Raw genomic sequence first — 25,610 nt, forward strand, 5'->3', positions numbered from 1 at the left:
AGTGAAGTTCGCTGGGCCGATATTAACCACATGATTAAAGCAAAGCTTTAACGTCTGGTAATCAAAAGGTTAAGAAAAGCGAAACCTTTTGGCTGTAATTGTTTATCTCTCCCTAAGTAAAATTTTGACCCATGGGGTGAATAGGTCTCATGGGTCAAAATCTGGGATGAGGATGAGGCTAATCTGCTCCCAGGGCTTGGCTTTCTGGCCTAGTTTTCTGGTTGAGAGGTTAGCAGGATGGCGCTGAAATGCATTTCTGCTGATCTATATTGGCTGACTGTACTTATGTGGCTGAATGTGGCTGAGGTTATACCAGACTGCGAACGTCGCTAACCTGACCGTTGACGGCGGCCAAGGCTACCATGGCCGGGCTCATGAGCAGGGTGCGACCTGATGCGGAACCCTGGCGTCCTTTAAAGTTGCGGTTGGAGGATGAGGCACTGATTTGTCGTCCCTGAAGTTTGTCCGGGTTCATGGCTAGGCACATGGAGCAGCCGGGTTCTCTCCATTCAAAGCCAGCTGCCTCAAAAATTTTATCTAGACCTTCGGCTTCGGCTTGTTGTTTGACCTGTTCTGACCCTGAGACCACAAAGGCTTTGATGCCTGCGGCCACATGGCGACCCTGGGCCACCTTGGCGGCTTCCCTTAAATCGCTGAGACGACCATTGGTGCAGCTGCCGATGAAGCATACGTCAATGGGGGTGCCGAGCATGGGCTGGCCGGGGGCTAGGTCCATATAGGCATAGGCTTCTTGGATTAGGGGCTGTTCTTCTGGAGGGAAAGAGGCCAGCTGAGGAATGGCCTCATCGATGCCAATGGCTTGGTCGGGGCTGATGCCCCAGGTGACGGTGGGGGCAATGTCTTGGGCGTCAAAGACGACGACGTCGTCATAGTCGGCGTCGTTATCGCTCCGGAGGCTGTCCCACCAGGTGACGGCCTGGGTAAATTGGTCTCCTTGGGGGGCAAATTTTCGACCGTTGAGATAGTCGTAGGTGGTCTGGTCAGGATTGACGTAGCCGCAGCGGGCTCCGCCCTCAATGGACATGTTGCACAGGGTCATGCGCTCTTCCATGGACATGGCCTCAATGGTGCTGCCCGCATACTCATAGGCATAGCCTGCGCCGCCCTTGGCCCCAAGCTTGCGAATCACATGTAGGGTGACGTCTTTGGCGTAGACGCCCGGTGCTAGGGTGCCGTTGACTTCGATGCGCCGCACTTTGAGTTTGTCGAGGGACAGGGTTTGGGAGGCGAGTACGTCCCGCACCTGGCTGGTGCCGATGCCAAAGGCAATTGCGCCGAAGGCTCCATGGGTGGAGGTGTGGCTATCGCCGCAGGCAATGGTCATGCCCGGTTGGGTCAATCCCTGTTCAGGGGCAATGACGTGGACGATGCCCTGGCTGCCGGAGCCCACGTTAAAAAATCGAATGTCGTTGGTTTGGGTGTTGCTTTCTAGGGCAACGATCATGTCCTCGGCTAAGCTGTCGGCGAAGGGTCTGGCCTGGTTATCGGTGGGGACGATGTGATCCACTGTGGCTACGGTGCGCTCGGGGAACATCACTGGGAGGTTGCGATCGCGCAGCATGGCAAAGGCTTGGGGACTGGTCACCTCATGGATGAGATGAAGCCCAATAAATAGCTGGGTCTGGCCTGAGGGGAGTGTGGTGACCGTATGGAGATCCCAAACTTTATCGAATAATGTGCCTTTGCTCATGGTGATGTGGGGTGTTGCCGCTGTCTAACCGGTGTCTAACCAAAAAGATGCTAGGCCTTTCATTCTAGCCTTAGAGGTTCCCATTCACAGGATGTGCCTGGGCTATCAATGGGCGGATTATCCGCGACAAATGATCAGTGAACATGTTTCAATGGTTGAATATAAGGCTTTTTTGGTTGCGATAAAAAAGGAGTTTGGCGATGGCTGGAGCAGTGGTTTATTTGGTACTTTTGTTTGGCGCAGCAGGCGCTGCTATTGGTATGTACTTTGGCCTCAAATCGGCCAAGCTGATCTAGGTTAGGTTCAATATTTCCGACAATCTATTTCCAGAACTGCTTTTAGGCCGGGATGCGTGAAGATGTCATTCCTGCCCGAAAGCAGTTTTTTTAGTTTTGTGGGCTTGTTCTTGGAGAATCTGGCTTGGATCGATCAGTTGAGGATAGACTTTCCTGGGATGGCTTGGTGGTGGGCCAATCATCCCGCTGAGCTAACACACCAATTCCTGCCAACAGAAACCAACTCAGAACATTAAGGCGAGCATCGAATAGGGTGACATCAAACAGGGCAAAGATCATGCATCCGGTAAACCCGAGCAGATAGCTGAGTAGTGTTTGGTTGGGCCTCGCCACCAGGCGACGGAGGCCGGCGATGTAGCTGCGACCCACCACCCCACAAAAGAGCACCATGGTGGGAATGCCGGTGTCACAGGCTAAATAGAGCCAAAGATTATGGGGATGAAACAGCCGCTCGTGGTCCGTGACGCTAAAGGGTACATACTGATGGCTAAAGCCCCCCAGGCCCCAGCCCACTAAGGGGCGCTGCTGAATTAAATCTATGGCAATGCGCCAGGCGGCGATGCGAGGGTCTTGGGTAAATAGGGCCAGATCGAGAGTGCGACCGCCAAATCCCATGAAAAATAGCCCCGTGGCCATGGCGCTGAAAATGACTAAGCCCAGCATCCACACCCAGCGGTGGCGTCGAGCTAGGTATCCGGCTATGAGTAGCAAGATGACGGCAGCGATGAGTCCGTTTCGGGAGCTGGTGCAAAAGATGCCCATACCCGCCAGGGTAACGGCGGCCGCCATCACCGGTGTGAGTTTAGGCCGACTTTTGGGCTGGGACCTAGCTTGTCCCACCAGCCAGCCCAGCCCTAACCCCAACACAAGGGTGAGATAGTTACTCAAAATGTTCGGGTGGCTCAGACCACCATGGGCCCGGTGCCCGGCAAAACTGACATCAAATACCCAGTTAAACATTGACCAATCGCTGACCTGGGCGGTAATGGTTGGGAATCTTACGATGTATTCGATCAGGGCGGCGACGCTGAAGGGTAAAGACCCCAACACCAATGCCAGGGCCGCCCTAGTCAATAATTGGCTGGGGGGCCGAAATCGGGGGGCCGTAGTCAGGACACCCACCAACAAAAAGTAGGGTAGAAAGTTGGCCAATTGCAGCCAGGCATCACCCCGATTGACGGCAAAGCCGGCACTGGCCAATAAGCCCACCGTTAAGAGACCGTAGCCCTGACGCCATAGGACATGACCAATGGCGTGGCCCCTCTGGACTAGGGCGCTGATCATGAGGGCGACTAAAATGGTCAAACTTAGGTAGCTGGCGAAGGGGAGTACTACCAGGGCCCCAATCCACAGCCATTCATACCAAAGGCCGGAACGCAGCGGAGCCAGAAAATTTTCGGTAGATTGAGCTGAGTTAATACGCACCATCCCCCACTAAGACCACCCATACGGTACGGATAAGAATATATAAATCTAGCCAAACTGACCAGTTACGGACATAGTAGGCGTCGAGGTTGACCCGTTCTTCGTAGGTGATATTGTTGCGGCCTGACACCTGCCACAACCCAGTCAGGCCGGGGAGAACCTGGGTGTAAAGTTCAAATTTTTCGGCATATCGTCGGACTTCATCGTGGACGATGGGGCGTGGTCCCACCAGGCTCATGTCACCCTTGAGCACATTCCACAGCTGGGGGAGTTCATCTAGGCTGGTGCGCCTGAGCCATCGGCCTACGCCGGTAATGCGGGGATCGTATTTAAGTTTGCGATCTTGGTCCCAATGGTTGCGCAGCTCTGGGTGACCCTGGAGATACTCCTTCAGCACTTTGTCAGCATTGGGCACCATGGTGCGAAATTTCCAGGCTTTGAAGGGGCGACCTTTTCGACCGATGCGGACTTGGGCATAAAAAACGGGCCCGGCCGAGTCGAGTCGAATGATCAGGGCAATCAGGGCGATCAGGGGTAGGCAGACAAATCCGACGATGATAGTTAAACATTGGTCCAGCAGGCTTTTGGCCAGTTTTGGGCCAGGGAGTAGGAGTTGTTGGCGGGATTCTAGACCCAGCACCCCCCCCAGATCGCGAGCGGCCACCCACAGGCTGGCCATGCCAAACAGATCGGGAATGATCAGCAGATGGGGAAAGGCTCGACCATAGCGCTGGGCGACGTACAGCAGTCGATCATGGTGTACCCCTGGCATGGCCATAATGGCGTAGGGAATTTGGTCACGGTTGGCGAGTACTGGAGCCTGGGCCAAGTTCCCAATGACGGGTACCCCTTCTAGGTGACCGTGTTTGGTGACATCGTCATCCAGCACGGCCACGGGTTTAAGCCCCAAGGCGGGCTGGCGATGCAGGGTGCGAATCACGAGGGCTCCCGTTTCTCCGGCCCCCAGCACCAATACCGGGTATCCCCACCAAGAGCGCTTGGCCACCAAGGCCCTTAAGGCGTAACGGCCCAGCAGGGGCACGATAATCGATAGGCTCCAGGCCATGAGAAAGGCGGCGCGGGAATAGAGTTCTAGATCGCGAAAGAGAAAGATCGCCGATCCTAGAGTGAGATAGAGCAGTGTCGTGGTTAGGGTTAAGCGGCGTAGTTCTTCCACCGGGCCGATGCCCTGGCCAGGGTAGAGGCCGGCTAAGCCATAGCCTAATAAAAATAGGCCCAGCAAAGGCCATAGTTCCCAATAAAGGGAAGGCGCGTACTGACCGTTGAACCACAGGCGAATATAGACACTGGCAATGCCGGCGATGCTCAACCCTAGGGCATCGCATGCGACCAGGGCGGTCACCATATAACTGGGGTGAGCCCTTACTTTGAGGGGTGCGATCGCAGGTTGAGTTGACTGAGAAAGAGTCATGGGCACCAGATGCCGAGGGCTATAACCTAACTACTCTAAGGGATCACCTTGCAGGAAAGCTGTATAGGTTTGCTCAATACAGTTCCGCAATTGGTTTTGAAAGCAATGGATGGAAAACTGTTCTGCCTGTTGCCGTAGGGTATCCCGATTTAATTCATACATACCCATTTCAAAGGATTTTATGGCCTGTACCAGACTGTCAACTGTCTGTTCTGAAAACAGGACACCGGTTTTGCCATGGATTACGGTTTCGGCCACCCCGCCTCGGCCAAAGGCAATCACAGGGGCTCCCGCCGCTTGAGCCTCCACCGGAGTAATGCCAAAATCTTCCTCCGCTGGAAAAATAAACCCCTTGCATCGCTGCATATGATCCGTCACCACCGCATCCGGCTGCTGCCCCAATAGGCGAATCGTAGGACCCGCCATGGCTTTAATCCGCCGCCAGTCGGAGCCATCCCCAATCACCACCAAGGGCAGTCCCAGTTGATTGAAGGCCTGCACCGTCAGGTCAACGCGTTTATAGGGAACAAACCGCGACACCGTCAGATAAAACTCTTCGCGGGGCTGCTGCCAATCAAACCGAGACATATCCACCGGAGGGTAAATCACCTGGGCCGGTCGGCGATAGGCCCGCCAAATCCGCTTAGCAATAAACTGGGAATTGGCCACAAATTTATCCACCCGATGGGCACTGGCCGTGTCCCATAGCCGTAGGTAGTGCAAAATCAGTCGGGTAATGCCGCCTTTAATTCCCCGTTCTAAACCCGCTTGCCGCAGATATTGATGTTGCAGGTCCCAGGCATAGCGAATGGGGGTATGTACATAGCTGATGTGGAGTTGATGGGGGGCCGTGAGTACCCCCTTGGCCACCGCATGGTTGCTAGAAATCACCACGTCGTAGGCGGATAAATCAAACTGCTCCACCGCCAAGGGCATCAGCGGCAAATACTGACGAAAGATCCGTTTGGCCCAGGGCAATCGTTGAATAAAAGACGTCTGTACCGAACGATTGCCAATGAAGTACCGCTGATCCGGCGACAAAAAATCCACCAAGCTAAACAGGTCTGCATCTGGATAAATCTGCAGAATTTGCTCCACAACTTTCTCAGATCCGGCATGGCTAGCCAGCCATTCATGGACAACGGCAACACGCATAGCAAAATTGGCGACACAAATCGTCCTAAGATTCTAGAGCAGAGCCTCCAGGCATCAGACCCTTCAGACAGAGATACCGTGAGCGAAATCAAAATCCCCATCCTCAACTTAAAACCTCAGTACCAGGCCATTAAGGATGAAATCCAAACAGCCATCAATCAGGTCTTAGACTCTGGGCAGTTTATCCTGGGGCCAACGGTGCAGGCGTTTGAAGCGGATGTAGCAGCTTATCTGGGGGTGAAGCATGCCATTGGTGTGAACTCAGGTACCGATGCGTTGGTCATTGGTCTGCGGGCCATGGGAATTATGCCAGGGGATGAGGTGATCACCACACCTTTTAGTTTTTTCGCCACAGCAGAATCCATCAGCAATGTGGGAGCTAAGCCGGTATTTGTCGATATTCAGCCGGAAACGTTCAACATTGACCCCTGTCTTGTCGAAGCGGCGATTACTGCAAAAACCAAAGCCATCATGCCAGTTCACCTATATGGCAACCCGGCAGCCATGGCTCAGCTTATGGACATTGCAACTAAGTATAATCTCAAAGTCATCGAAGACTGTGCCCAGGCCTTTGGAGCTATTTATAAAGGTGATTGCACTGGCTGCAACCAAAACTGTCAAGACACAACACGTCATCTGCTACAAGATCGATATGTCGGCACCATAGGCGACGTAGGAGCATTTTCATTTTTTCCAACCAAAAATCTTGGAGCCTATGGTGACGGCGGGCTGATTACCACCAATGATGATGAAGTTGCCGAAATGGCTCGTATGCTGCGCGTGCATGGTTCAAAAGAACGCTATCACAATGTCATGTTGGGCTATAACTCTCGGTTGGATGCTATCCAGGCAGCTATCTTACAAGTCAAGCTACGCTACATCGATGAATGGAATCAGAAACGATGTTTGATAGCGAATACCTATAGTCAATATTTGGCAAATGTCGATGGCGTGATCACACCATCGACATCTGAGGGGCACGTGTTTCACCAGTACACGGTCCGAATTTTGGGAGATAAGCGAGATCGATTAAGACAATCCTTAAGCGATGCCGGCATCGGCGCGATGATTTATTACCCTATCCCTCAAGATAAACTACCGATCTATTTAGGCGAATATCCCCAAAATCCTGTCAGCGATCAACTGGGACGACAGGTATTGAGTTTACCGATGTGGCCTGAATTGGCATCCGAGCAAGTCGACTATGTGACCAAGACGTTGCAGTGCCATCTTAAAAAGCTGTAGTTTTATCTGGTCAGATATCCTGGTGACTGACGAAATATGTTATCCGTCCATATTTCTGATTCAATTGCTGGACCCAAGGGTTGCTCAGGCAGTGACATTGCATTAAATTCTTTTGTGACCCTAGCTCCCAGTAAAAAATATGAACGAACAAGAGACGCTAGAGCGCTTAGAAGAGGTTTATAAAGAGGCTAAACGCATCTCTTCTACAACTACCTCCCATCTTATCCTGGCAAAGACCGATGCGATGCACAGACGATTCGTTCAAAAGGCAAAGCAATTTATTCCAGAGGGAGTAAAGTTTTTTCTTAAAAAGATATTAACCAAACTCTACAAGCTCAAATGAACTGAGAAATTATGTGACATACGTTGTAATTAAAATATTTTTGAAATCATACCTATAAAGTATAAAAACTTTTAATCAAGTAAATGAGCATTACGCTATTTTATCTGACTTTTATCCTGCAACTATCGCGCGTTTTCTTAAAGCTTCTCCACAATTAAAATACTTTTACCTTAATCTGTTTAACCCGTTATTGAAGAACATAGGTGCTATCTATTATGCATATTGCAATTGATTTACAAGCTCTTCAGTCACCCACTTCGAGACAACGTGGCATTGGTAGATATACAGAGGCTGTACTGAAAGAATTACTGGAACTGGATAGCCAAACTAAATATTCAGTGTTTTCTAATTCGCAAATAGAGGCATTAGACTTTCCCGTAAATCCAAAGTATGACTCACATAGCATTGCTTATCCTACACCCTATGAAACCGATATTAATTCATTGATTTTAAAAACAACACTTTTGTCCAAAGATGTTGATGCATACTTTATTCCTAGCCCGATGGAGGGATTAGACTCGGTTATTCCAAGGTTTCAAAATTTTTCGAAACGTATCTATACGATTTGCTATGACTTAATTCCACTTATATTTCCCGATACCTATTGGAGTATTCCTGGCTTTCGTGATCATTATTTAAACCGACTGAAAAATATTACTAATTCTGATTTTATTTTTGCAATTTCTGAGGCAACTCGTCAGGATGCAATTAAGTACCTCAATATATCACCTGATAAAATTGTGAATATATCGGGGGGTGTTTCATCATTTTTTCGACCGCTTGATGAGCTTGAGTTTCATCAATGGAATGAACATTTTAGGGAGAAATTCAATATCAAAAAACCATTTGTCATGTACGCCGGTGGTGAAGATTGGCGTAAGAATATTGATGGCCTGATAAGAAGTTTTGCTGACTTACCTAAACGTTTACAGGAAAAGTATGATTTGGTTATTGCCTGTAAATTAAGTGCGAGCTTCTGTAAGAGTATCGAAAGCCTTGCTAGTCAGCTAGGGATTCGTTCTTCTCTCATTATTACTAACTATGTATCAGATGAAGAATTAAGGGCCTTATATTCTACTTGTTATTTATTTGTTTTCCCATCCTTTTATGAAGGGTTCGGTCTACCTGCCCTTGAGGCAATGTCCTGCGGAGCTCCTACTATTGGGTCATCTTGTTCTTCTGTGCCTGAAGTCATTGGATCACAAGATCAACTTTTCGACCCCCATCAACCAAATGAAATTACTACACGTATGTGTAGTGTCTTAGATGACAGCCATTTTCATTTAACTTTAAAGGATAGGTCTTTAAAGCAGGCTAATAGCTTTACTTGGAAGTCTGTTGCTCAGAAAATTTCGGATGTGTTTTCTGAACAGCAGCCAGTTAGTCGTTATAGTGTTTCATTCTCGCGAATTCCAAGAGATTTTCAGAAAACAAAAATTGCTTATTTCAAATATCTTCCTACCAATAAAAAGAGGGATTTGACACAGCAGCTACTTGAACTGCTTTCTCCAAATTATGATACAGACTTGTTTTATGACCAAGTAGGAAATCAAGCTCATTCAGAGCTTGATGGGACCTCATATAAGATATCAAATTTTGAGGGGCGGTTAGCTAATAACCTATATGAACTATTGATTTACGAAATAGATGGTGGTCATCTATCAGATGAAATGCTCGATAATTTAAAGATATATCCTGGAATTATTTTTTTGGTTAATATCAAAGGAATTGATTTGGATAATTTGGCTTTAATAGTCAATCGCTCTCTTCAGACAGTTGTATTTTGCAAGGATATTTATAACGTAATTTCTAGGAAGTTTAATTTCTCCGAGAACCAAATTCTTTTTTGTGAATTAGGGCTGAGTGCAGCTAATCCTAAAAATTTTAGTGATGTGCTCTCCAAGAAAATAGTATTTGCCAAAGAGAAAAAGAAAAAACAGGTGATCGATTATGTCGGACGAGAGTGTGCAAAAATTCCTTTAAGTACTCAAGAAAATTTACGTCAGTTAGGAAGAATCATCCTAGAAGCCTAATAATAGCTAAATCGATTTCTCTAAACGAAATTTAAGCTTTATTGAAAATGTACACTAATTGGTATATATATTAGGCACGGTTAGTGTGTATAAGCATGATTTTGCTTTCTTCAAGATTAAAAGAAGTTGTAAAACGAGCGATTGGCATATCAACAGCTCAAAGTAGAATCCTTGATCTTGAGGATCAAGTGGTGAGTTTGCAGAGTCAGATCCTAGAGTTAAAAGAAATAATTAAGTCCATTCATCCGTCTCCAGAATTAGTGTCGACTTCTGTGTCAATAGATTGGAACGCTAATCTATCGCTTGTTCCAAAGGATGGTCAGATTGAGACAGAGAATGAAAAAATAGCAACATCATTAAGTTTGCTTGCTAGTGAAAAATTCCTACCGCAGGAACAAGACTATGCGATAAAAACAATGGTGTGCCAGCACCGTCATTTTCAGTTGCCTTGGTTTGCTGATTGGAATAAAGAGATTAATCCAGATGGTGGCCTCAGTTCCTCTCCTCAGAAGCTGGAGCGTAAGGGTTGGGAGTACTGTTCCATTTTGCAAGCGCTTTCAGAGCGTGGCATGCTGCAAGCAGGCAAGCGCGGTTTAGGGTTTGCTGTGGGTACTGAACCTTTGCCAGCCGTGTTCGCTAAACACGGAGTTGAAATTTTAGCGACTGATCTAGATACCAGTGCCGAAGCCTCTAAGGCTTGGCAAGCAACAAATCAGCATGCGGGTTCTTTGCAACAACTGTGGAAACCGAAGATTATATCTCAAGAGGCTTTTCAAAAGCTGGTACGGTTTCAACCGGCTGATATGAATCATCCTGAAACTATTACTGACAAGTTTGATTTTATATGGAGTTCATGTGCCCTTGAACATTTAGGGGGCTTGCAAGCTGGTTTCGACTTTATCTTGCGCTCCTCTCAGCTTTTGCGTCCCGGTGGAATTGCTGTTCATACAACGGAATTTAATGTTGCGTCTAATTCCTCAACTATTACTACGGGGGGGAGTGTCATTTATCGGAAGTGTGATATTGAAGCTCTTGACTATCATTTAAGAAAACATAGTATGTGTCTTGAAAAGATGGACTTTTATGCTGGTGCACTACCGGCTGATAGGCAATACGATACGCCACCATATTTCAAGACAGAGAGACAACATGTGAAACTTAAGCTTTTTGATCACATTTCAACATCATTAGTCCTCATTGTTTATCGGTAATTGGGTGAGCTTTACAACTGATAAAATTGGCTCTTCTCAAGCAAATGTCGGGGAGTTTTGAGAGTTTTAACTCCTCGACATAGTGTATTTATCTAAAATTATCAAGAGGCTGCTTTAAAAGGTTCAGTTTCAGTGCCAAATGACACTAGAGTTATAAACTTGAATCCTGTAAAGTCTGGTTTTGTTTTTCTAACTTTCAGAGATTCGATGTGTGTCTAAGTTCAGGTAAAAATGCTTTTCATTGAGCTTCTAATGAGGTGTTTCTATTGATGTTCTTATGCTCTTGATGTTCGGGCTATTTTTTTTTCAGCTTTTGGGTCAAGATTCTTAGGGGTAGGGCCACTCGCCACCATATACTCGCATTTATTTCTGTTATTTCCATTTCAAGTTTTTGGTGTTTAATATCAAGTGCCTGATAGCTTTTTTCAAGTGCCTTGAATTCTGCATCGAGAGCTTTGTAGTTTGTATCAAGTGCCTTGAATTCTGCATCGAGAGCTTTGTAGTTTGTATCAAGTGCCTTGAATTCTGCACCAAGGGTATCAATGGCCCCTTGTTGCTGTCCTACTAATCCAGTCAACGAATGCTCCTGGGCAGTCTGAAATTGATCCCATATGTTCGGTGGAGCTTTGAAGTAAGAGTCTAATTCTTGATGTTCGTTCGCTACATAGAAGCGATTAAGGCCATCAAAGTAGACAAAGTGATAGTCTTGGTTACTAATTAATGACTCCCAATCATTATGACGAGCATCTTGTGTCATGGGTAAAGTTGCCTCGACTAGGATAATCCAAGGCCGAACAACTGTGAAGTCTATTCCTTGAAGGACTTCTATTTCACTCCCTTCAACATCAATTTTCAAAAAATGGACTACGCTTAATTGATAGTTACAACAAATTTCTGATAGAGATATTGTTGGGACGGGATACTCAACAACCTTAAATCCCATTTCGTCTGCATATCTTCGAGCGCTGTCGCCGTTAGTCGTAGATAATCCTGTATCTAGCACTTCAAAGAAATTTACTGTGCCTTTAGAATTACTGGCTGCAACTTGAAGGTTTAAGTCTCGTGGACGGTGCTCCTCAAGTTTTTGAAACCATGAGGCGACAGGTTCAATATTTACTCCATGCCAGCCAATATCATAAAAAGACTTAGTGACAGAATGAAGTTCTGGATCGTTCGCACCTACGTCAATATAAAACCCTTCAGAAATATGTTTAAGGGCGCGATAGAGTATAACGTCTTCATAATTTTGAGCGTAAGAAATAAAAGTCACATGTTTTACGAGTACTTTTTCTGAAGCATTATGTACATAAATATACCATCTCTATAATGCTCCTTCAGCTCCATTGCAGCTTGTTCAGCCAGAAGTTGGCGAGACCGTCCTAGAAAGAAGAACACATGAAAACGAGTATACTCATACATGTATTCAAAACATGGAGTGGCATGGACCATTGAGCCTTCGTCTTTTAAGATAGCCTTCATTTTTAGGATGTCTGCTATTGGATCCTGAAGGTGTTCAAGGACGTTATTGGAAAAAATGCCATCAAAATTGTGGTTGGAGAGCTGATTTTCATCTTGGATGTAGAGATCTGTATCCGTTGATGGTGGTGAAAATGGATCGTAGCCTAAAACATTCCATCCTTCTGCTCGTAAGATTTGCAAAGTATTAGACCATCTGCCTGCTCCCCAGTTTAGGTATAGTCCGTTGCGTTTGGGTTTCATCGCATAAAATGCTCTGAGTTCCAGCTGCGTGGAGTCACCCTCTGAATATGCTTGATAATGCCAAAAATATTCGCGGCTTAGAGCTTTAGGTGAGAGGTGTAAAATTTTTGTTGGTCCAAAGATGACATCACAGTGAGGGCATTGATAACGTAATAAATCACCTCCTCCGAAGATACAGTGAGATTCAAACACTTGTAAACTAGTACCTTTAAGATTTTGGTTGCATAGAGGACAGTTTGTAGGAGGTTCCTGTGTGCTTGCCAATTGGGTCATGAGACCGTCATGTAAGCTCCATTTTGAAAAGATTTGCTGTTGAATCAAATTTTTTTTTAATTCCTGGATTTCCTGACTGAGTTCGGTGAACCTTTGAAGGACTGGTTCATGGAGCTGTTGAGATTGATTTTGATGTGTTTGAGAGTTATTGGTTTGATGCTGCTCTGGCCGATTTAGGTTTTGACTATTTTGCAGGCTAAACCGGTTCTTAACCAGTAAAGCAGGGTTAGAAAATGGCTTAAAAAGGCTGCCAAGGAATTGTTTAATCTTTTGCTTAGGCATATGGGCTGTAATGATTCTGTTTATGCTTTTGGATAGCTATTGCCGGTTCAATCCAAGCGCTTCCACCAAAGGGTGTTTTGTCAAGATTGGCAACATTGAAAATCAAAGCTAGCTCTTGCCATTCGAAGTTATCACTCAACTGTAGTTCTTCGCTTACGAGTGCTACCGCAACAGAGTAACTTCCTGGACCTAAGTTTGTCGAAAAACTAATTTCATAGGTTAGTGTTTCTTGTTTCTCTAAGTTATATAAAATCTGTTTAGTATACTGAGTATTAGTGCCGTAGACTTCCTGTCCCAGCCTATCCTTAATCATGTAGCCTAATACTAGACTATTTAATGGAGATTCTATCTGGACGTGAATCCTAAGAACTACATTTTCTCCAACGTTAACAAGTTCAACAGGATCGTTGTTTCTATTGAATAAGGTTACATCAATAATAGATGCCTCACCCGTACCAGAAATAGTTTGAAGCTTACCATTCTGTAAGCTATTCAACCGGATATTGCCACTGTCTTTATCAGTTAAAATAGCATTGTAATAATCTATCGTCTCATCCGGAGTTCCATCTTTAATTAAGTGACCTTTTTCGATCAAAATAACTCTGTTACAAAGGCTTTTAATCGCATTAGAGTCATGAGAAACAATCAGTAATGCAGTTCCTTGTTTTTGGAAGTCACGAATCCGACTAAAGCTTTTATGCTGAAAATAAGCATCACCTACTGATAAAGCTTCATCTATGATGAGAATCTCTGGTCGGAATGCTGTAATTACAGAAAAGGCAACACGCATTTGCATGCCGCTAGAGTAAGTATTAACTGGTCTGTCAAAATACTCTCCCACCTCTGCAAAAACTTCTATTTCTGGCATTACGGATTCAATCTCTGCTTGCGAAAAACCCATTAACCCAGCTGAATGGTAAGCATTTTGGCGTCCTGTGAAATCAGGATTAAATCCCATGCCCAGTTCAAGTATGGCTCCAATGCGTCCACTGACATTGATTTCACCTGTAGTTGGATGTTGGGTTCCAGTGACCATTTTGAGCAGAGTACTTTTGCCAGCCCCATTTTGGCCAACAATACCGACTGCTTCTCCCGGAGCTAATGAAAACGAAATATCTTGAAGAACCCAGGTTTCATTGGCAGGCTTAGTCGAGATGTTAAACCAGGACAGAACACGAGCAATTTCAGAGCTATATTGCCTGTAAGCTTTTCCAACATTAGAAACAACTAATACAGAATCTGTCATAAGACGTCTACAATCTCGTGTCTGGCTCGACTAAATAAGTCCATTGATACCCTGAGAAGTAACAGGGAAATGATAAAAATACAGAGCAGGGGACCCCACTCTAGGTCTGTCCCATAAAGTATGGCACTTTGATATGCTCCTACAATCCAGTACATGGGGTTGAACTTTATCAAGCTACGTAGTGAAGCTGGCACAATATCTGGCGTATAGACGATGGGTGTGAACCAAAAACTAAGTTGCAGTGCAATCGGCACAATCTGACCGATATCACGAATAAACACATTTAATGTGCCGAGAATTAGTCCAATGCCAAGGGCTAAACCTAGCGTGATAATTGTCAAAATTGGAATCCAAAAAACTCTGCCTCCAGGGACATAACCCATGACGGCACAAACTGTGAGGATTGCCCCAAAGAGAAATGCGTTATTTACAATTGCTGAACCTGTTACGATCAGAGGCAAGCAAATTTTGGGAAAGGCCAGTTTTTTTAGCAGATTACCATTGTCTATAAAGACTGTGAGGCAGCGGGTAATAACTTCAGTAAAAAGGTTCCAGGCTAGGGTTCCGGCGAGTAGATAGATAGCATAGGCGAGCTTATTGTCTGCCATATCTGGTAGGCGACCAGATAACAGCTGCCCTAAAACCAACGCAAAGATGGCAGCTTGAACTAAGGGATGAATAATCATCCACAATCCACCTAGTCGACTACGGACAAATCGACTGCGGAAATCTACTTTTATGGACGACAGGATAAAGTACCTATACTGCCATATTGCCGACATCAATGCTTTCATTGTTCGCTAATTTATAGCTAACCGATGGTATCACGGGTAGTACACTTTCTGCTAGTTCATAGATTTGCTTAGGCAAGGAATATATGCCGATATGTCTTCACTATTAGTTAATTTATCTGCACTACTAGAAAAGCCTACGGGGATTAGTGTTTACTCAAAAAATATAGCTTCGTACTTGCTAGAACTGGAACCTATATTTTTTGCGGCTAATGAAGTTGATAATTTTAAGTGCCAGCCTATTCCTCAAGGTCTATCCCCTCAGTTTGGGGTGCGAGGACACCTTAAGCGTTTATGGTGGCTGCAATCCAAAATGCCGCACTACTATCGTAAGTTGCAATCTAATCTGATTTTCTCGCCGTTGCCAGAAGCGCCTCTGTATTCAGACTGTCGCTTTATTGTTACTGTCCACGATCTGATTCCTCTACGCTTTCCTGCGCAATTTTCGGCGCATCTTGTTGGCTATTTTCGTTACTACGTTAGGCAAGTGGCCGTTCAAGCGGAACATATTTTCTGTGATTCTGTCGCTACTGCCAATGACTTGACTGAATTTTATGGCATTTCAGCTAGTAAGATTACACCTATTTTATTAGCCTATGATAAAGGGCACTTTAAGCCATGTCAGCAAGAACAAAAAAGCTATTTTCTCTATATTGGTAGACAAGACCCTCACAAAAATTTGCCTAGGTTGATTGAGGCTTTTCAACGAGTTTATCAGGCGAATAAAGGTCTAGAACTATGGCTGGTTGGCCCTAAGGATAAGCGATATACTCCTATGCTCCTGGAACAGGCAGAGGCAGCAGGGGTGGGGAATAATGTTCGGTTTCTAGACTATGTTGCCTATAATGATTTGCCTAAACTACTGGGCGGAGCTATTGCCCTGGTCTTCCCCAGCCTTTGGGAAGGTTTTGGCTTGCCACCATTAGAAGCGATGGCTTGTGGTACCCCCGTGATTACTTCAAACTTGGCTTCTTTGCCAGAGGTTGTGGGAGATGCGGCTATTTTAATTGATCCCTATAATGTTGATGAGCTTGCTGATGCCATGCATCTGCTTGCCCAGGACGTTCCACTTCAGACTCAGCTGCGGGCAGCGGGTTTAGCGCGAGCGAAGCAATTCAGTTGGGAAAAGACGGGGCAGCAAACGGCTGAAGTCCTGAAGAGGTTTCTCTGATTTCTAAGCTATGGCGCTGTGCACTGTACCTTTCCGGACTACGCAGATTTTGAGGTAGCCTTTGCAGGTTCAATGCCAACTGCGGTTAAGTCGGAATGAATCATTAGCTGTACTAGTTCATCAAAGGTTACCGATGGTTGCCAGTTGAGCTGTGTTTGAGCTTTTGTGGGATTGCCAATCAGTAAATCAACTTCTGTGGGTCGCAAATATCTCTCGTCAAAGGCAACATAGTCTTGCCAACGAAGATTTACATGACCAAAAGCCTTCTCTAAAAACTCTTCTACCGAATGGGTCTCGCCTGTGGCAACAACATAGTCGTCGGCTTTGTCCTGCTGCAACATCAGCCACATCGCCTTGACATAGTCCTTTGCATAGCCCCAGTCCCGTTTTGCATCTAAGTTACCCATATAGAGCTTTTTCTGGGTGCCAGCTACGATTCGAGCTACCGCACGGGTGATTTTTCGGGTCACAAATGTTTCCCCGCGTCTTGGCGACTCATGGTTGAATAAAATACCGTTACAGGCAAATAAGTCGTAGGATTCGCGGTAGTTGACCGTTTGCCAATGGGCGAACACTTTGGCGCAGGCATAGGGGCTACGGGGATAAAATGGCGTGGTCTCCGTTTGAGGCACAGCCTGTACTTTGCCAAACATTTCAGATGACCCAGCCTGGTAAAAGCGCACTTCATTGCTGGTGCGTTGTTGGTAATCGCGGATGGCCTCTAGCAAACGCAGTGTTCCCATGCCGACTGTATCTGCCGTATATTCTGGAGAGTCAAAGCTAACTCGAACATGGGATTGGGCACCCAGGTTATAGACTTCACAAGGCTGCACTTGTTCTAAAACGCGGCGGATCATAGTACCGTCATTTAGATCGCCATAGTGTAGAAATAGCCGAGTATCCTCTTTATGTGGATCAGTATAAATATGATCGATACGGTCAGTATTAAATGTAGATGCCCGTCGAATAATTCCGTGAACTTCGTAGTTTTTCTCTAAAAGTAGTTCGGCTAAGTAAGACCCGTCTTGACCTGTAATTCCAGTGATTAATGCACATTTTGGTTTAGACATGTTCTTACTTTGTCCCTAACTGATTAGTCGCAAAACACATTAACTCAGTTTGGTAAAAAACTTAAGAAAAAACTGTAAATATTGCTATGGTTGTTTACGTTATCTCCATAGTTTTTTGAGTTCGTGGCAAAAAAAGCACTGATTACCGGATTGACGGGGCAAGACGGGTCTTATCTTGCAGAGCTTCTGCTAGATAAGGGGTATGAGGTGTATGGGATGGTCCGTCGTTCTAGCTCTAGTGGTTTTGGTCGCATTAGTCACTTTGCCGATAAGATTCACATTATCTCTGGGGATTTGCTAGACCAGTTTTCGCTGATGGATGCCATTGATCAGGCCCAGCCGGACGAGATCTATAACCTGGCCTCCCAAAGCTATGTGCCATTGTCCTGGACGCAACCAGCGCTGACGGCTGAATATACTGCTATTGGTGTATCTCGCTTGTTAGAGGCGATCCGTCGGTGTAAGCCGGACGCAAGGCTTTACCAAGCCTCAAGTAGTGAGGTGTTTGGCCAGCCGGATGAGTCACCCCAGACGGAGCGGACGGCGTTTCGACCCCGCAACCCCTATGGGGTGGCTAAGGCCTATGCCCATTGGATGACGATCAACTATCGGCAGCAGTACGGCCTCTATGCCTGTTGCGGCATTACCTATACCCATGAGTCGCCCCGGCGCGGTGCGGAATTTGTTTTTCGGAAGATTACCCGTGGGGCAGTGAAAATTAAGTTGGGATTGGCCCATGAGCTGAAGCTGGGTAACCTGGACGCCCGTCGAGACTGGTGCCACGCGGAGGATGTGGTCAATGCCATGTGGATGATGCTCCAGCAGAACACGCCGGACGACTACATTATTGCTAGTGGTGAAACCCATACGGTGAAAGAGCTGGTGGATTTTGCGTTCTCTTCTGTGGGGTTGAATTGGCAGGATTATGTATCTGTTGATCCTGCTTTCTATCGACCGGATGAGCCGGTGACCTTGGCGGGTTCGATTGATAAAATCAAGCGCGAAATTCAGTGGCAGCCAAAGTACTCTTTTGCCAAGTTGGTGGAAGCGATGGTAGAAAACGATCTGAAGGAACTAACAACTGCTGAGGATTAGATCCGTGGGTATGAAGAACTTGATTTTCGTTGTTTGGGGGCATAGATTGGCCGTCAATGGGCCAAAGCTGTTTGTTTCTGTTGGTCAACTTCCATTAGTTTAGCTAGCGTCTTGAATCTGTTTGAGGAGAGGCCGTTGAAAACTCAAAGGGTCCTAATTACGGGTGGAGCTGGTTTTATTGGTTGTAACTTTGTTCGCTCTTGCTGTCAGGATGCTGGAGCGACAATCGTTTTAGATGCTCTTACCTATGCTGGTAATCGTGCCACACTTGCGGACTTAGAAGGGCCAGAGAATTTTGCTTTTGTGGAGGGTGATATCTGTGACTCGGTGCTGGTATCTAAATTACTTACCCAATATGCTATTGATACTGTTATTCACTTTGCTGCTGAATCTCACGTTGATCGGTCTATCTCTTCTCCTGCGGTGTTTGTACACACTAATGTGGTGGGGACTTTTACTCTCCTTGAGGCGTTTCGACACCATTGGGAGGATGAGGGAAAACCTGAGGGTTTTCGCTTTTTACATGTCTCGACAGATGAGGTGTTTGGCAGTTTAAATTTTGATGATCCACCATTTAGTGAAACAGCTCCCTACGCTCCTAATAGCCCTTACGCAGCGTCGAAGGCTGGTAGCGATCACCTAGTGAGAGCTTATTTTCATACCTATGGTTTACCGACACTGATCACAAATTGTTCTAATAACTATGGGCCTTATCAGTTTCCTGAAAAGCTGATTCCGTTGATGTGTTTGAATATTTTGCTGGGTAAGCCGTTGCCGGTGTATGGGGATGGGCAGAATATTCGGGATTGGTTGCATGTGGAGGATCATTGTAGTGCGATCGCAACCGTCCTACAAAAAGCAGCCCCCGGCGCAACCTACAACATTGGCGGCAACAATCAAGTCAAAAACATTGACATCGTTGAACAGCTTTGTGCCCTCATGGATGAATTAGGAGGAGACCTACCCACATCTCCATCTAGGGAGCTAATTACCTTTGTGCCCGATCGACCGGGGCACGATCGTCGCTATGCCATGGACATCGCCAAAATTCAGCGAGAACTGGGCTGGTCACCCAGCTATGACTTTGCCACTGGACTCAGGCATACGGTGCAATGGTATCTGAGCCACCGTGATTGGTGGCAACCCCTATTGTCAGATCAGTATCAAACCTATTACGCAGACCTTTATGGTGATCGGGCCGCTCTTTAATCCTTTAACCGTTACAGACATGATCCAGGGCCTAGCGATGGTGGAGCATGAGCTGCGGGAACTCATGGAGCAGTCCGATTAAACCTGGTGGGTTCTGGGAACGGTTATGGCTTAGTTGCTGGATGATGGCGGCCATGGAGAATGATTTCTTGATGGCGAATGGCGGCGTTGGCCACTTCCCAGGGAAACGTAAACGATTGGAATGATTCTGGTGAGATACGGTCGATATCGAGATCGACAATCACTTTTCTGAGGATGTCCAGCAGCTGCTGTCGGAGACTTTGCAGTTCAGCAAAATCTTGGGCCTGTTCTATTTTTTCGATCAGGTCCAAGATTTGTAGGTTGTAGCGATCGGCGCGATCTTTTTGGTTGCTAATCAGCCACTGACGGCCTTGCCAAAGGCTGGAGCAAAGCAAAATGCTGACGGACATGAGGAGGCCAATGGGTTCGGCGTAGGTGACTAAAAAACTGGGGTTATCTTGGGTGTAGTAGGCGCGCGCGCCCTCGTGGAGGGGAAAGCCTAGGTTTTGGCTAACGTCTGGGGACTGGATATTGGCGGTGCGAGGATTGATGCGGATCAGTTCGTTGCGATGTTCGTAGAGAATGCGGGTGATGGCTTTGACCACATCGGGATTGACATCAACGTTGGCGATCAGTAACGCGCTGACGGCTACAACGGATAAATCTTGGGGGGGAATAGGGGAGCCGCCGTCGTAGCTACCCTTGGGGATGACGGTGGATTTTAGGTAGGGCTGGGTGAGTTGTAAGGCCCCAATCTGGTCGATAGGTACCAGTTTGAACTGGTTGGTGGCCAGTAACTCGGTGACTTCCTGATTGCCGAGGCCAATGATGCGAAATAGGGCGTCGACGCTACCGGCTTGGAGGGCGCGGTGGGCCTCGGTGCTAGTCATGGGCTGTACTTGAAAGTCGTTTGGGGTGAGACCATAGTGTTGACTGAGGGGCCAAAACAGATTGTAGGAACCGCTGCCTTTGGGCATGAGGGCAATGCGCTTGCCCCGCAGGTCTGTGGGGGTATTGATGCTGGCTCCCTGAGCTGTGATCAGGTGAAACATCTCGGGATAGAGCTGGGCGATGGCGCGCACATTGGGCTGCACTGGCGTATTGTTTTGTACCAAGGCGAGATCGACGGTGTGGCTGTGGATGTCGTCCATGTTTTGGTTGGAGCCATCGGATTCGAGCACCTCAACGCGAATTTTGGGCTCATTGGTTTCGACTACTTGGGCGATGGCTTGACCAAAGGCGTAGTATTCTCCTGTAGTGCCTCCGGTGGCGAGACGGATGGTGTAGGTCCGGTTTTGGTCGTGGAACAGTTTGAGGATGGATGCGATCGCAACTCCCACACTCACCGCTGCGACCAAACCCAATCCCCAGCGTCCCCATTTCCCCATTGTTTTATTCCCCGTTACCCAAGGCTAATTCTGCCGATAGAAAATCCATAAACTGGCGAGCGCTCCTGCCTGAACGGCCATTGTGGCGGGTGGCCCACTGTTTGGCCCGATAGTCCAAATCATCTAGCGGCAAATCCAGGTCAGCTTGCTGGGCCAGGTGGTGCACAATCTCTAGATAGGTTACTTGGTCGGCGGCTTCAAAGGTTAATGTGAGACCAAACCGATCGCTAAAAGAGAGTTTTTCCTGCACCGTATCCCAAGATTTCAGTTCATCTGCTTCGCTAGGGCGGGGCCGATCGGCGAAAAACTCTCGCACTAGATGCCGTCGATTTGAGGTGGCATAGACCACCACATTTTGAGGCCGTCGAGTCAGCCCACCTTCTAGGACAACCTTGAGTGCCTTAAATGCGTCATCGTCCTCCTCAAACGACAGATCGTCGACAAAGATAATAAACTTTTGTGGTTGAGGTCGCAGGTAGTCTACGATCACCGGCAGGTCATGGAGATCTGCCTTTGACACTTCAATCAACCGCAGACCCCGGCTGGCATATTTATTGAGCAGGGCCTTGATTAAGGATGACTTGCCAGAGCCTCGGCTGCCATAAAGCAGCACATTCAGTGCACTCAATCCAGCGAGCAAGAATTCAGTATTTTTGACCAGCGTGGCTTTAGGCCCGTCATAGGCCGCCAGCTCATCTAGGCGAATGGGATCGGGATCGGCAATGCCCAAGAGTTGGCCCTGCTGCCAGCGAAAACCCTGGAACTGGCCAAACTGCCCAGAGCCCTCCTGCTGGTAGTAGGTGACTAAGTTAGGAATTCCCGCTGCCCAGTTTGGGGAGAGGTCTACGGGCAGAGGCTCGGGAGTTAGGGACCATACGACCGGTGCCTGAGTAAGCTGACAGGCTGCTTGGACGCATTCACTAATGTGACTCGGGGATAGGTTGTATAACGCCTGAAGAATCTGCAAATCGTGGCGAACAGCGGTGATTAGGGGCACCGGCAGTGCCGCTAAGGGTAAATGCTGGGCCGCTCGGGTAAAGGCATTATCTGCAATGAGAATCTGCTTAATGAGATAATCTCCCCAGCTGATGCCGGTGTCGGCAAGCGCCTGAAACCATTGACCATAGGCGGTTAGGCAGTAGGCGCGCTCGTTGGTTAAGCCCTTGCTAGTGTTCAGGGCCTCTAGTAAGGAAAAAAAGGTATGGCCCACCGTATTATCGAGGACGGCCTGGTAAAGTAACAGTGAGGCTGCCTGTTGCCGATACTGAGTGATGGTGGCTGTTGTCGCTCCAAATGTCTTCATCCCCAATCTGCCCTATGTCACTAGCACTTATCATCGCATTGATTTACGGCATCCTCGCCATGGTCGGTGGTGTCGTTGGCTATCTAAAGGCCCGCAGTCTGCCATCGCTGATTTCTGGCATTGTCAGTGGTCTCTTGTTATTGATTGGCGCATTGCGGGCGGCGCAGGGGATTGCCAGTGGTCTGTGGGTGGTCAAGATTGTGACCCTGGTGCTGGTGGTGGTGTTTATTATTCGGTTGGTGAAGACGAAAAAGTTTATGCCTGCTGGGTTAATGGTGATCGGCGGAATTGCTACCCTAATTGGGGTATTGGTCTAAAAGAAAGACAGCAGATAAAAGACAGCAGACCATGGACGACGATCTTTTATTCATGACCTGCGAGCAGCTATTGGCAGAGGTCAAACGACTACAAACCGGGAGTCCCCAGATCAACAAGGAGCTGATTTCTCCAAAACAAATGCAGAATTTGGCCCTGTCGCTAGAGGCTGACAGACTGAACGCCCAACCCTGGTTGCCCATTGGGCACCAGGCGACCCAGCTCTAACTGAGCACCCATAAAAGGATCGTCTTTGAGGTTAAGGTGACTGTCGAGATCGAGATGGTCGGCTAGGGGCGACAGCTGGGCCAGGGCGGTATTTGCTAGGGCGCTGTCGGAGTAGCAGCCAAACATGACGCTAAGGCCACAGGCGCGGGCGGTGTGGATCATGCGGCGGGCTTCGGTGAGGCCGCCAGATTTCATCAGTTTGATGTTGATGCCGTCGATGCTCTGCGCTAGGGGCATAATGTCGCGGCTAGTGAAGCAGCTTTCGTCGATAAAAATGGGTAACGGGGATTGGCGTTTGAGCTCGCCTAGCTGGTGGTTGTGGCTGACGGGGAGGGGTTGTTCTAGATAGGTGACGCCGCGCTCTGCAAGCCAGGGGGCCATGGTCTTGGCATCCTCTAGGGTCCAGCCGCCGTTGGCGTCGATGCTGATTTTGTCTTGGGGGCGAAATTCGGCCTGGAGGGCGCTGAACATGTCTTGGTCGGCGGTGATGCCTGCGGGACTGCCTAGTTTGATTTTGATGGATCGGAGATCGGGATAGTCGGCGTGCCAGCGGCGGATGCGATCGCACGCTCCTGCCGGTGTACTGATGCCGACAGTGACTGCCGTCGGCCCAATGCGCTGACGGTCTAAACCCCATAGCTGCCATAGGGGGAGACCGACTTTTTTACCGAGCCAGTCCCAGAGGGCAACGTCGATGGCGGCGCGGGCGGCTGAACAGGGAGCGATTTGATCTAGGCTTTCTTCAATGATTTGCCGGTCAAAGGGGTGGTAGAGGGAGATGCCAGCGGTGATGCGGTCGAGGTCTTGGGTGATGGTGTCAGTGGTCTGGGTTTGGTCGCCGATAGAGAAGGGAGTGGCTTCGCCGTAGCCGGTGATTTGGTCGGCGGTGATTTGGATAAAGAGGTTGGTGGATTGGGTGTTGGTGCCGCGACTGATAGTGAGGGGGACTTTTTTATGGAGGGTGATGGGTTGGTAAGTGATTTCCATGGGTGAGTTTAAGAGGGAGGGATTAAGGGTATCGCCAATGGTGTGGGAGTTTTACTTTTCTGTGATGTGTCCCACAAAATTAAAAAAGCATAGGTTATGCCTTTACCCTCGGGTTAAAAATTTTCCTACCCGCGTACTCAAAGTCCCTCTCCCCTTGGGTTAAAAATTTTCCTACCCACGTACTCAAAGTCCCTCTCCCCCCGGGAGAGGGATTTAGGGTGAGGGCCCATCCCAAGGCCATAAATACCCCTCCATCAGCAGTTCTAAAGCCGCACTTCCTCCAACGACATACCCCAATAAATGTCTAATGGCTGAGCATTGAATCACTTTACCCAGACAGCAAAGTTACATCAGAACTATTGCAAGATCGTTTTAGAGGCAATACGAGTTTTCTTTTTCGCCTGTTCCGATAGGTCCTGGCCGGTCTGGAGCTGGGTGATGTTTTCTTGCAGGACCGTGGCGGCGTTTTGGTCTCCCATTTGGATGGCGGTTTGGGTGGCCGACTGGAGCATGGTGATGGCTCCGGTGCGATCCCCCTCTTGCAGCTTGGTTTCGGCGATTTGGGTTTGGCGATATTTGGCTAGGGCCAGGATGTACTGTTGGACTTGGGGGTCAGGGTTAGCCTGATAGGCATTCTGGGCAATCACGTCGATAAGGACTTTATCGGTGGATAGGGAACTGCCGAGGGCTGGATCGTCGTACTGTACTTCGACGTGGGCAATGGTATGGGTGCCCTCCAGCAGCTGAGAAACGTACAGGTTGGTGAGGATGATTCTGGGGGTGTCGGTCATCAGGTCCCCCAGCCGGATGATGGCTTTTTCCCCTTCGCGGCGGACGTCGAGTTCGATAGTTTCAGGGAGAACTTGGGCGATGGGCTTGAGCTCGGCTAGGCGGGCCTGGGGTTCTAGGGTGAGAATGAGGTAAGCGTTAGTAAGGCTGACGGACTGGACCCGGCTAAAGAGTCGGCTGAATTCTTGGATGGCGTTGTCGGGGTTTTGGATGTAGGCGAGACTGCCGTTGCCAGCGTCGGCCAGCTGCTCTAGGACGTCTTGGTTCCAGTGGTTGCCAAAGCCTAGGGTGCTGACGGTAAAGCTATAGCTGACAGCGAGCTGGGCGAGCTTGAGGCAACGTTCGTTACTGCCGTGCTCGTTTTCGCCGTCGGTGAGGAGGAAAATCTGGGAAATAGTGCCGGTTTTACCTTTGGCGACTTCTTCGATGCCGAGCTTTAACCCTGCGTCGATGGAGGTGCCCCCCCCAGCGCGGATGCCTTCGATGGCTTGGTTGATGGTGGCGGGATCGGTGGCGAGCTGGTTCGGGACGACGACCCGGGCTTCATGGTCAAAGGAAATTATGGAGATACGGTCTTGGGGAGACAGGCTATGGACAATTTTCTGGGCAGCGGTGCGGACGGTTTTGATGGGGGGACCGCCCATGGAACCGCTTTGATCCAAAATTAAGCATAGGTTTAGGGGGGCCCGCTCACCGCTAGGGATGGCCTGCACAGAAATGGCCAAGTGTCGCTGACTGTTGGCTTGGGCGGTGTCTAGGTTGCGATCGCTAATGGACCACTGCACGTTAGCTTTCATTCGTTCTTTTCCCTGCCAATGACACTAATGGTAGTAATGGTTCTAAATATTTCACCTAAATGCATCATCCTAATT

General features: G+C 48.0%; 22 protein-coding genes. 9 read left to right on the forward strand and 13 right to left on the reverse strand.

Annotated features, from left to right (window positions below; translation table 11 throughout):
• Positions 1-307 precede the first annotated feature (307 nt).
• Positions 308-1,711: a 3-isopropylmalate dehydratase large subunit gene (gene leuC / locus VB741_RS03045; protein ID WP_323363667.1), complete on the reverse strand. Its 1,404-nt coding sequence runs from the start codon at positions 1,709-1,711 to the stop codon at positions 308-310.
• Positions 1,712-1,911: 200 nt separating this feature from the next.
• On the opposite strand from leuC, the gene petL reads away from it, so the two are divergent.
• Entirely contained in the window at positions 1,912-2,007 is a 96-nt protein-coding gene (petL, locus tag VB741_RS03050) for a cytochrome b6-f complex subunit PetL (protein ID WP_323363668.1), read from the forward strand.
• Between the two features lie 90 nt (positions 2,008-2,097).
• Here the strand turns inward: petL and VB741_RS03055 are convergent, their stop codons facing one another.
• The 3 genes from VB741_RS03055 to VB741_RS03065 are packed head-to-tail and all read right to left on the reverse strand — an operon-like array spanning position 2,098 to position 6,019.
• Entirely contained in the window at positions 2,098-3,435 is a 1,338-nt protein-coding gene (locus tag VB741_RS03055) for an O-antigen ligase family protein (protein ID WP_323363669.1), read from the reverse strand.
• A complete protein-coding gene (gene wbaP / locus VB741_RS03060) occupies positions 3,422-4,864 on the reverse strand; it encodes an undecaprenyl-phosphate galactose phosphotransferase WbaP (RefSeq protein ID WP_323363670.1) in 1,443 nt (480 codons plus the stop codon). The genes VB741_RS03055 and wbaP overlap by 14 nt, the downstream gene beginning before the upstream one ends.
• Before the next feature lie 30 nt (positions 4,865-4,894).
• Positions 4,895-6,019, reverse strand: coding sequence for a glycosyltransferase family 4 protein (locus VB741_RS03065; protein WP_323363671.1), 1,125 nt, complete (start codon positions 6,017-6,019; stop codon positions 4,895-4,897).
• Positions 6,020-6,097: 78 nt separating this feature from the next.
• On the opposite strand from VB741_RS03065, the gene VB741_RS03070 reads away from it, so the two are divergent.
• From VB741_RS03070 to VB741_RS03085, 4 genes are all read left to right on the forward strand, one after another.
• Positions 6,098-7,264 (forward strand): DegT/DnrJ/EryC1/StrS family aminotransferase, encoded by a 1,167-nt coding sequence (locus VB741_RS03070; RefSeq protein WP_323363672.1) that lies wholly within the window; start codon positions 6,098-6,100, stop codon positions 7,262-7,264.
• A gap of 139 nt (positions 7,265-7,403) precedes the next feature.
• Positions 7,404-7,607, forward strand: a complete 204-nt coding sequence (locus VB741_RS03075; RefSeq protein ID WP_323363673.1) for a hypothetical protein — start codon at positions 7,404-7,406, stop codon at positions 7,605-7,607.
• A 215-nt stretch (positions 7,608-7,822) separates the two neighbouring features.
• Positions 7,823-9,640, forward strand: a complete 1,818-nt coding sequence (locus tag VB741_RS03080) for a glycosyltransferase family 4 protein (RefSeq protein ID WP_323363674.1) — start codon at positions 7,823-7,825, stop codon at positions 9,638-9,640.
• A 95-nt stretch (positions 9,641-9,735) separates the two neighbouring features.
• Entirely contained in the window at positions 9,736-10,851 is a 1,116-nt protein-coding gene (locus VB741_RS03085) for a class I SAM-dependent methyltransferase (protein WP_323363675.1), read from the forward strand.
• 295 nt (positions 10,852-11,146) lie between these two features.
• On the opposite strand, the gene VB741_RS03090 is transcribed toward VB741_RS03085, so the two are convergent.
• The 4 genes from VB741_RS03090 to VB741_RS03105 are packed head-to-tail and all read right to left on the reverse strand — an operon-like array spanning position 11,147 to position 15,165.
• Positions 11,147-12,121 (reverse strand): FkbM family methyltransferase, encoded by a 975-nt coding sequence (locus VB741_RS03090; protein ID WP_323363676.1) that lies wholly within the window; start codon positions 12,119-12,121, stop codon positions 11,147-11,149.
• 5 nt (positions 12,122-12,126) lie between these two features.
• Complete coding sequence (locus VB741_RS03095) at positions 12,127-13,125, reverse strand: class I SAM-dependent methyltransferase (RefSeq protein WP_323363677.1); 999 nt, start codon at positions 13,123-13,125, stop codon at positions 12,127-12,129.
• Positions 13,118-14,371, reverse strand: coding sequence for an ABC transporter ATP-binding protein (locus VB741_RS03100; protein ID WP_323363678.1), 1,254 nt, complete (start codon positions 14,369-14,371; stop codon positions 13,118-13,120). Before VB741_RS03100 ends, VB741_RS03095 begins: the two co-directional genes overlap by 8 nt.
• Positions 14,368-15,165 carry an ABC transporter permease gene (locus VB741_RS03105; protein WP_323363679.1) on the reverse strand — a complete coding sequence of 266 codons (798 nt, stop codon included), beginning with the start codon at positions 15,163-15,165 and terminating at the stop codon, positions 14,368-14,370. Before VB741_RS03105 ends, VB741_RS03100 begins: the two co-directional genes overlap by 4 nt.
• Before the next feature lie 91 nt (positions 15,166-15,256).
• On the opposite strand from VB741_RS03105, the gene VB741_RS03110 reads away from it, so the two are divergent.
• Positions 15,257-16,333 (forward strand): glycosyltransferase family 4 protein, encoded by a 1,077-nt coding sequence (locus VB741_RS03110; RefSeq protein ID WP_323363680.1) that lies wholly within the window; start codon positions 15,257-15,259, stop codon positions 16,331-16,333.
• Positions 16,334-16,371: 38 nt separating this feature from the next.
• On the opposite strand, the gene gmd is transcribed toward VB741_RS03110, so the two are convergent.
• Complete coding sequence (gene gmd / locus VB741_RS03115; RefSeq protein ID WP_323363681.1) at positions 16,372-17,403, reverse strand: GDP-mannose 4,6-dehydratase; 1,032 nt, start codon at positions 17,401-17,403, stop codon at positions 16,372-16,374.
• Positions 17,404-17,526: 123 nt separating this feature from the next.
• On the opposite strand from gmd, the gene VB741_RS03120 reads away from it, so the two are divergent.
• The gene (locus VB741_RS03120; protein ID WP_323363682.1) at positions 17,527-18,498 is read left to right on the forward strand and encodes a GDP-mannose 4,6-dehydratase; all 972 of its coding nucleotides are present in this window, start codon (positions 17,527-17,529) and stop codon (positions 18,496-18,498) included.
• Between the two features lie 135 nt (positions 18,499-18,633).
• Complete coding sequence (gene rfbB / locus VB741_RS03125) at positions 18,634-19,707, forward strand: dTDP-glucose 4,6-dehydratase (protein WP_323363683.1); 1,074 nt, start codon at positions 18,634-18,636, stop codon at positions 19,705-19,707.
• 104 nt (positions 19,708-19,811) lie between these two features.
• Here rfbB and VB741_RS03130 read toward each other — a convergent pair whose 3' ends face one another.
• Positions 19,812-21,116, reverse strand: a complete 1,305-nt coding sequence (locus VB741_RS03130) for a TAXI family TRAP transporter solute-binding subunit (RefSeq protein ID WP_323363684.1) — start codon at positions 21,114-21,116, stop codon at positions 19,812-19,814.
• A gap of 4 nt (positions 21,117-21,120) precedes the next feature.
• Positions 21,121-22,419 carry an ATP-binding protein gene (locus tag VB741_RS03135; RefSeq protein WP_323363685.1) on the reverse strand — a complete coding sequence of 433 codons (1,299 nt, stop codon included), beginning with the start codon at positions 22,417-22,419 and terminating at the stop codon, positions 21,121-21,123.
• Between the two features lie 14 nt (positions 22,420-22,433).
• On the opposite strand from VB741_RS03135, the gene VB741_RS03140 reads away from it, so the two are divergent.
• Positions 22,434-22,736, forward strand: a complete 303-nt coding sequence (locus VB741_RS03140; protein WP_323363686.1) for a TMEM14 family protein — start codon at positions 22,434-22,436, stop codon at positions 22,734-22,736.
• A gap of 160 nt (positions 22,737-22,896) precedes the next feature.
• Here VB741_RS03140 and VB741_RS03145 read toward each other — a convergent pair whose 3' ends face one another.
• Both VB741_RS03145 and VB741_RS03150 read right to left on the reverse strand, forming a co-directional pair.
• The gene (locus VB741_RS03145; protein ID WP_323363687.1) at positions 22,897-23,949 is read right to left on the reverse strand and encodes a mandelate racemase/muconate lactonizing enzyme family protein; all 1,053 of its coding nucleotides are present in this window, start codon (positions 23,947-23,949) and stop codon (positions 22,897-22,899) included.
• Between the two features lie 356 nt (positions 23,950-24,305).
• Entirely contained in the window at positions 24,306-25,535 is a 1,230-nt protein-coding gene (locus VB741_RS03150; RefSeq protein ID WP_323363688.1) for a vWA domain-containing protein, read from the reverse strand.
• Positions 25,536-25,610: the final 75 nt, after the last annotated feature.

Source organism: Leptothoe sp. PORK10 BA2 (genome assembly GCF_034932105.1).
In the GTDB taxonomy this organism is placed as follows: Bacteria; Cyanobacteriota; Cyanobacteriia; order Phormidesmidales; family Phormidesmidaceae; genus Leptothoe.

Excerpts from the sequence above, each read along its gene's own strand:
- VB741_RS03080 (WP_323363674.1), top strand. The coding sequence starts at position 7,823 with ATGCATATTGCAATTGATTTACAAGCTCTTCAGTCACCCACTTCGAGA.
- VB741_RS03150 (WP_323363688.1), bottom strand. The coding sequence starts at position 25,535 with ATGAAAGCTAACGTGCAGTGGTCCATTAGCGATCGCAACCTAGACACC.
- VB741_RS03105 (WP_323363679.1), bottom strand. The coding sequence starts at position 15,165 with ATGAAAGCATTGATGTCGGCAATATGGCAGTATAGGTACTTTATCCTG.
- petL (WP_323363668.1), top strand. The coding sequence starts at position 1,912 with ATGGCTGGAGCAGTGGTTTATTTGGTACTTTTGTTTGGCGCAGCAGGC.
- VB741_RS03145 (WP_323363687.1), bottom strand. The coding sequence starts at position 23,949 with ATGGAAATCACTTACCAACCCATCACCCTCCATAAAAAAGTCCCCCTC.
- VB741_RS03140 (WP_323363686.1), top strand. The coding sequence starts at position 22,434 with ATGTCACTAGCACTTATCATCGCATTGATTTACGGCATCCTCGCCATG.
- VB741_RS03055 (WP_323363669.1), bottom strand. The coding sequence starts at position 3,435 with ATGGTGCGTATTAACTCAGCTCAATCTACCGAAAATTTTCTGGCTCCG.
- VB741_RS03130 (WP_323363684.1), bottom strand. The coding sequence starts at position 21,116 with ATGGGGAAATGGGGACGCTGGGGATTGGGTTTGGTCGCAGCGGTGAGT.
- wbaP (WP_323363670.1), bottom strand. The coding sequence starts at position 4,864 with ATGACTCTTTCTCAGTCAACTCAACCTGCGATCGCACCCCTCAAAGTA.
- VB741_RS03095 (WP_323363677.1), bottom strand. The coding sequence starts at position 13,125 with ATGCCTAAGCAAAAGATTAAACAATTCCTTGGCAGCCTTTTTAAGCCA.
- VB741_RS03075 (WP_323363673.1), top strand. The coding sequence starts at position 7,404 with ATGAACGAACAAGAGACGCTAGAGCGCTTAGAAGAGGTTTATAAAGAG.
- VB741_RS03085 (WP_323363675.1), top strand. The coding sequence starts at position 9,736 with ATGATTTTGCTTTCTTCAAGATTAAAAGAAGTTGTAAAACGAGCGATT.
- VB741_RS03065 (WP_323363671.1), bottom strand. The coding sequence starts at position 6,019 with ATGCGTGTTGCCGTTGTCCATGAATGGCTGGCTAGCCATGCCGGATCT.
- leuC (WP_323363667.1), bottom strand. The coding sequence starts at position 1,711 with ATGAGCAAAGGCACATTATTCGATAAAGTTTGGGATCTCCATACGGTC.
- VB741_RS03135 (WP_323363685.1), bottom strand. The coding sequence starts at position 22,419 with ATGAAGACATTTGGAGCGACAACAGCCACCATCACTCAGTATCGGCAA.
- VB741_RS03110 (WP_323363680.1), top strand. The coding sequence starts at position 15,257 with ATGTCTTCACTATTAGTTAATTTATCTGCACTACTAGAAAAGCCTACG.
- gmd (WP_323363681.1), bottom strand. The coding sequence starts at position 17,403 with ATGTCTAAACCAAAATGTGCATTAATCACTGGAATTACAGGTCAAGAC.
- VB741_RS03100 (WP_323363678.1), bottom strand. The coding sequence starts at position 14,371 with ATGACAGATTCTGTATTAGTTGTTTCTAATGTTGGAAAAGCTTACAGG.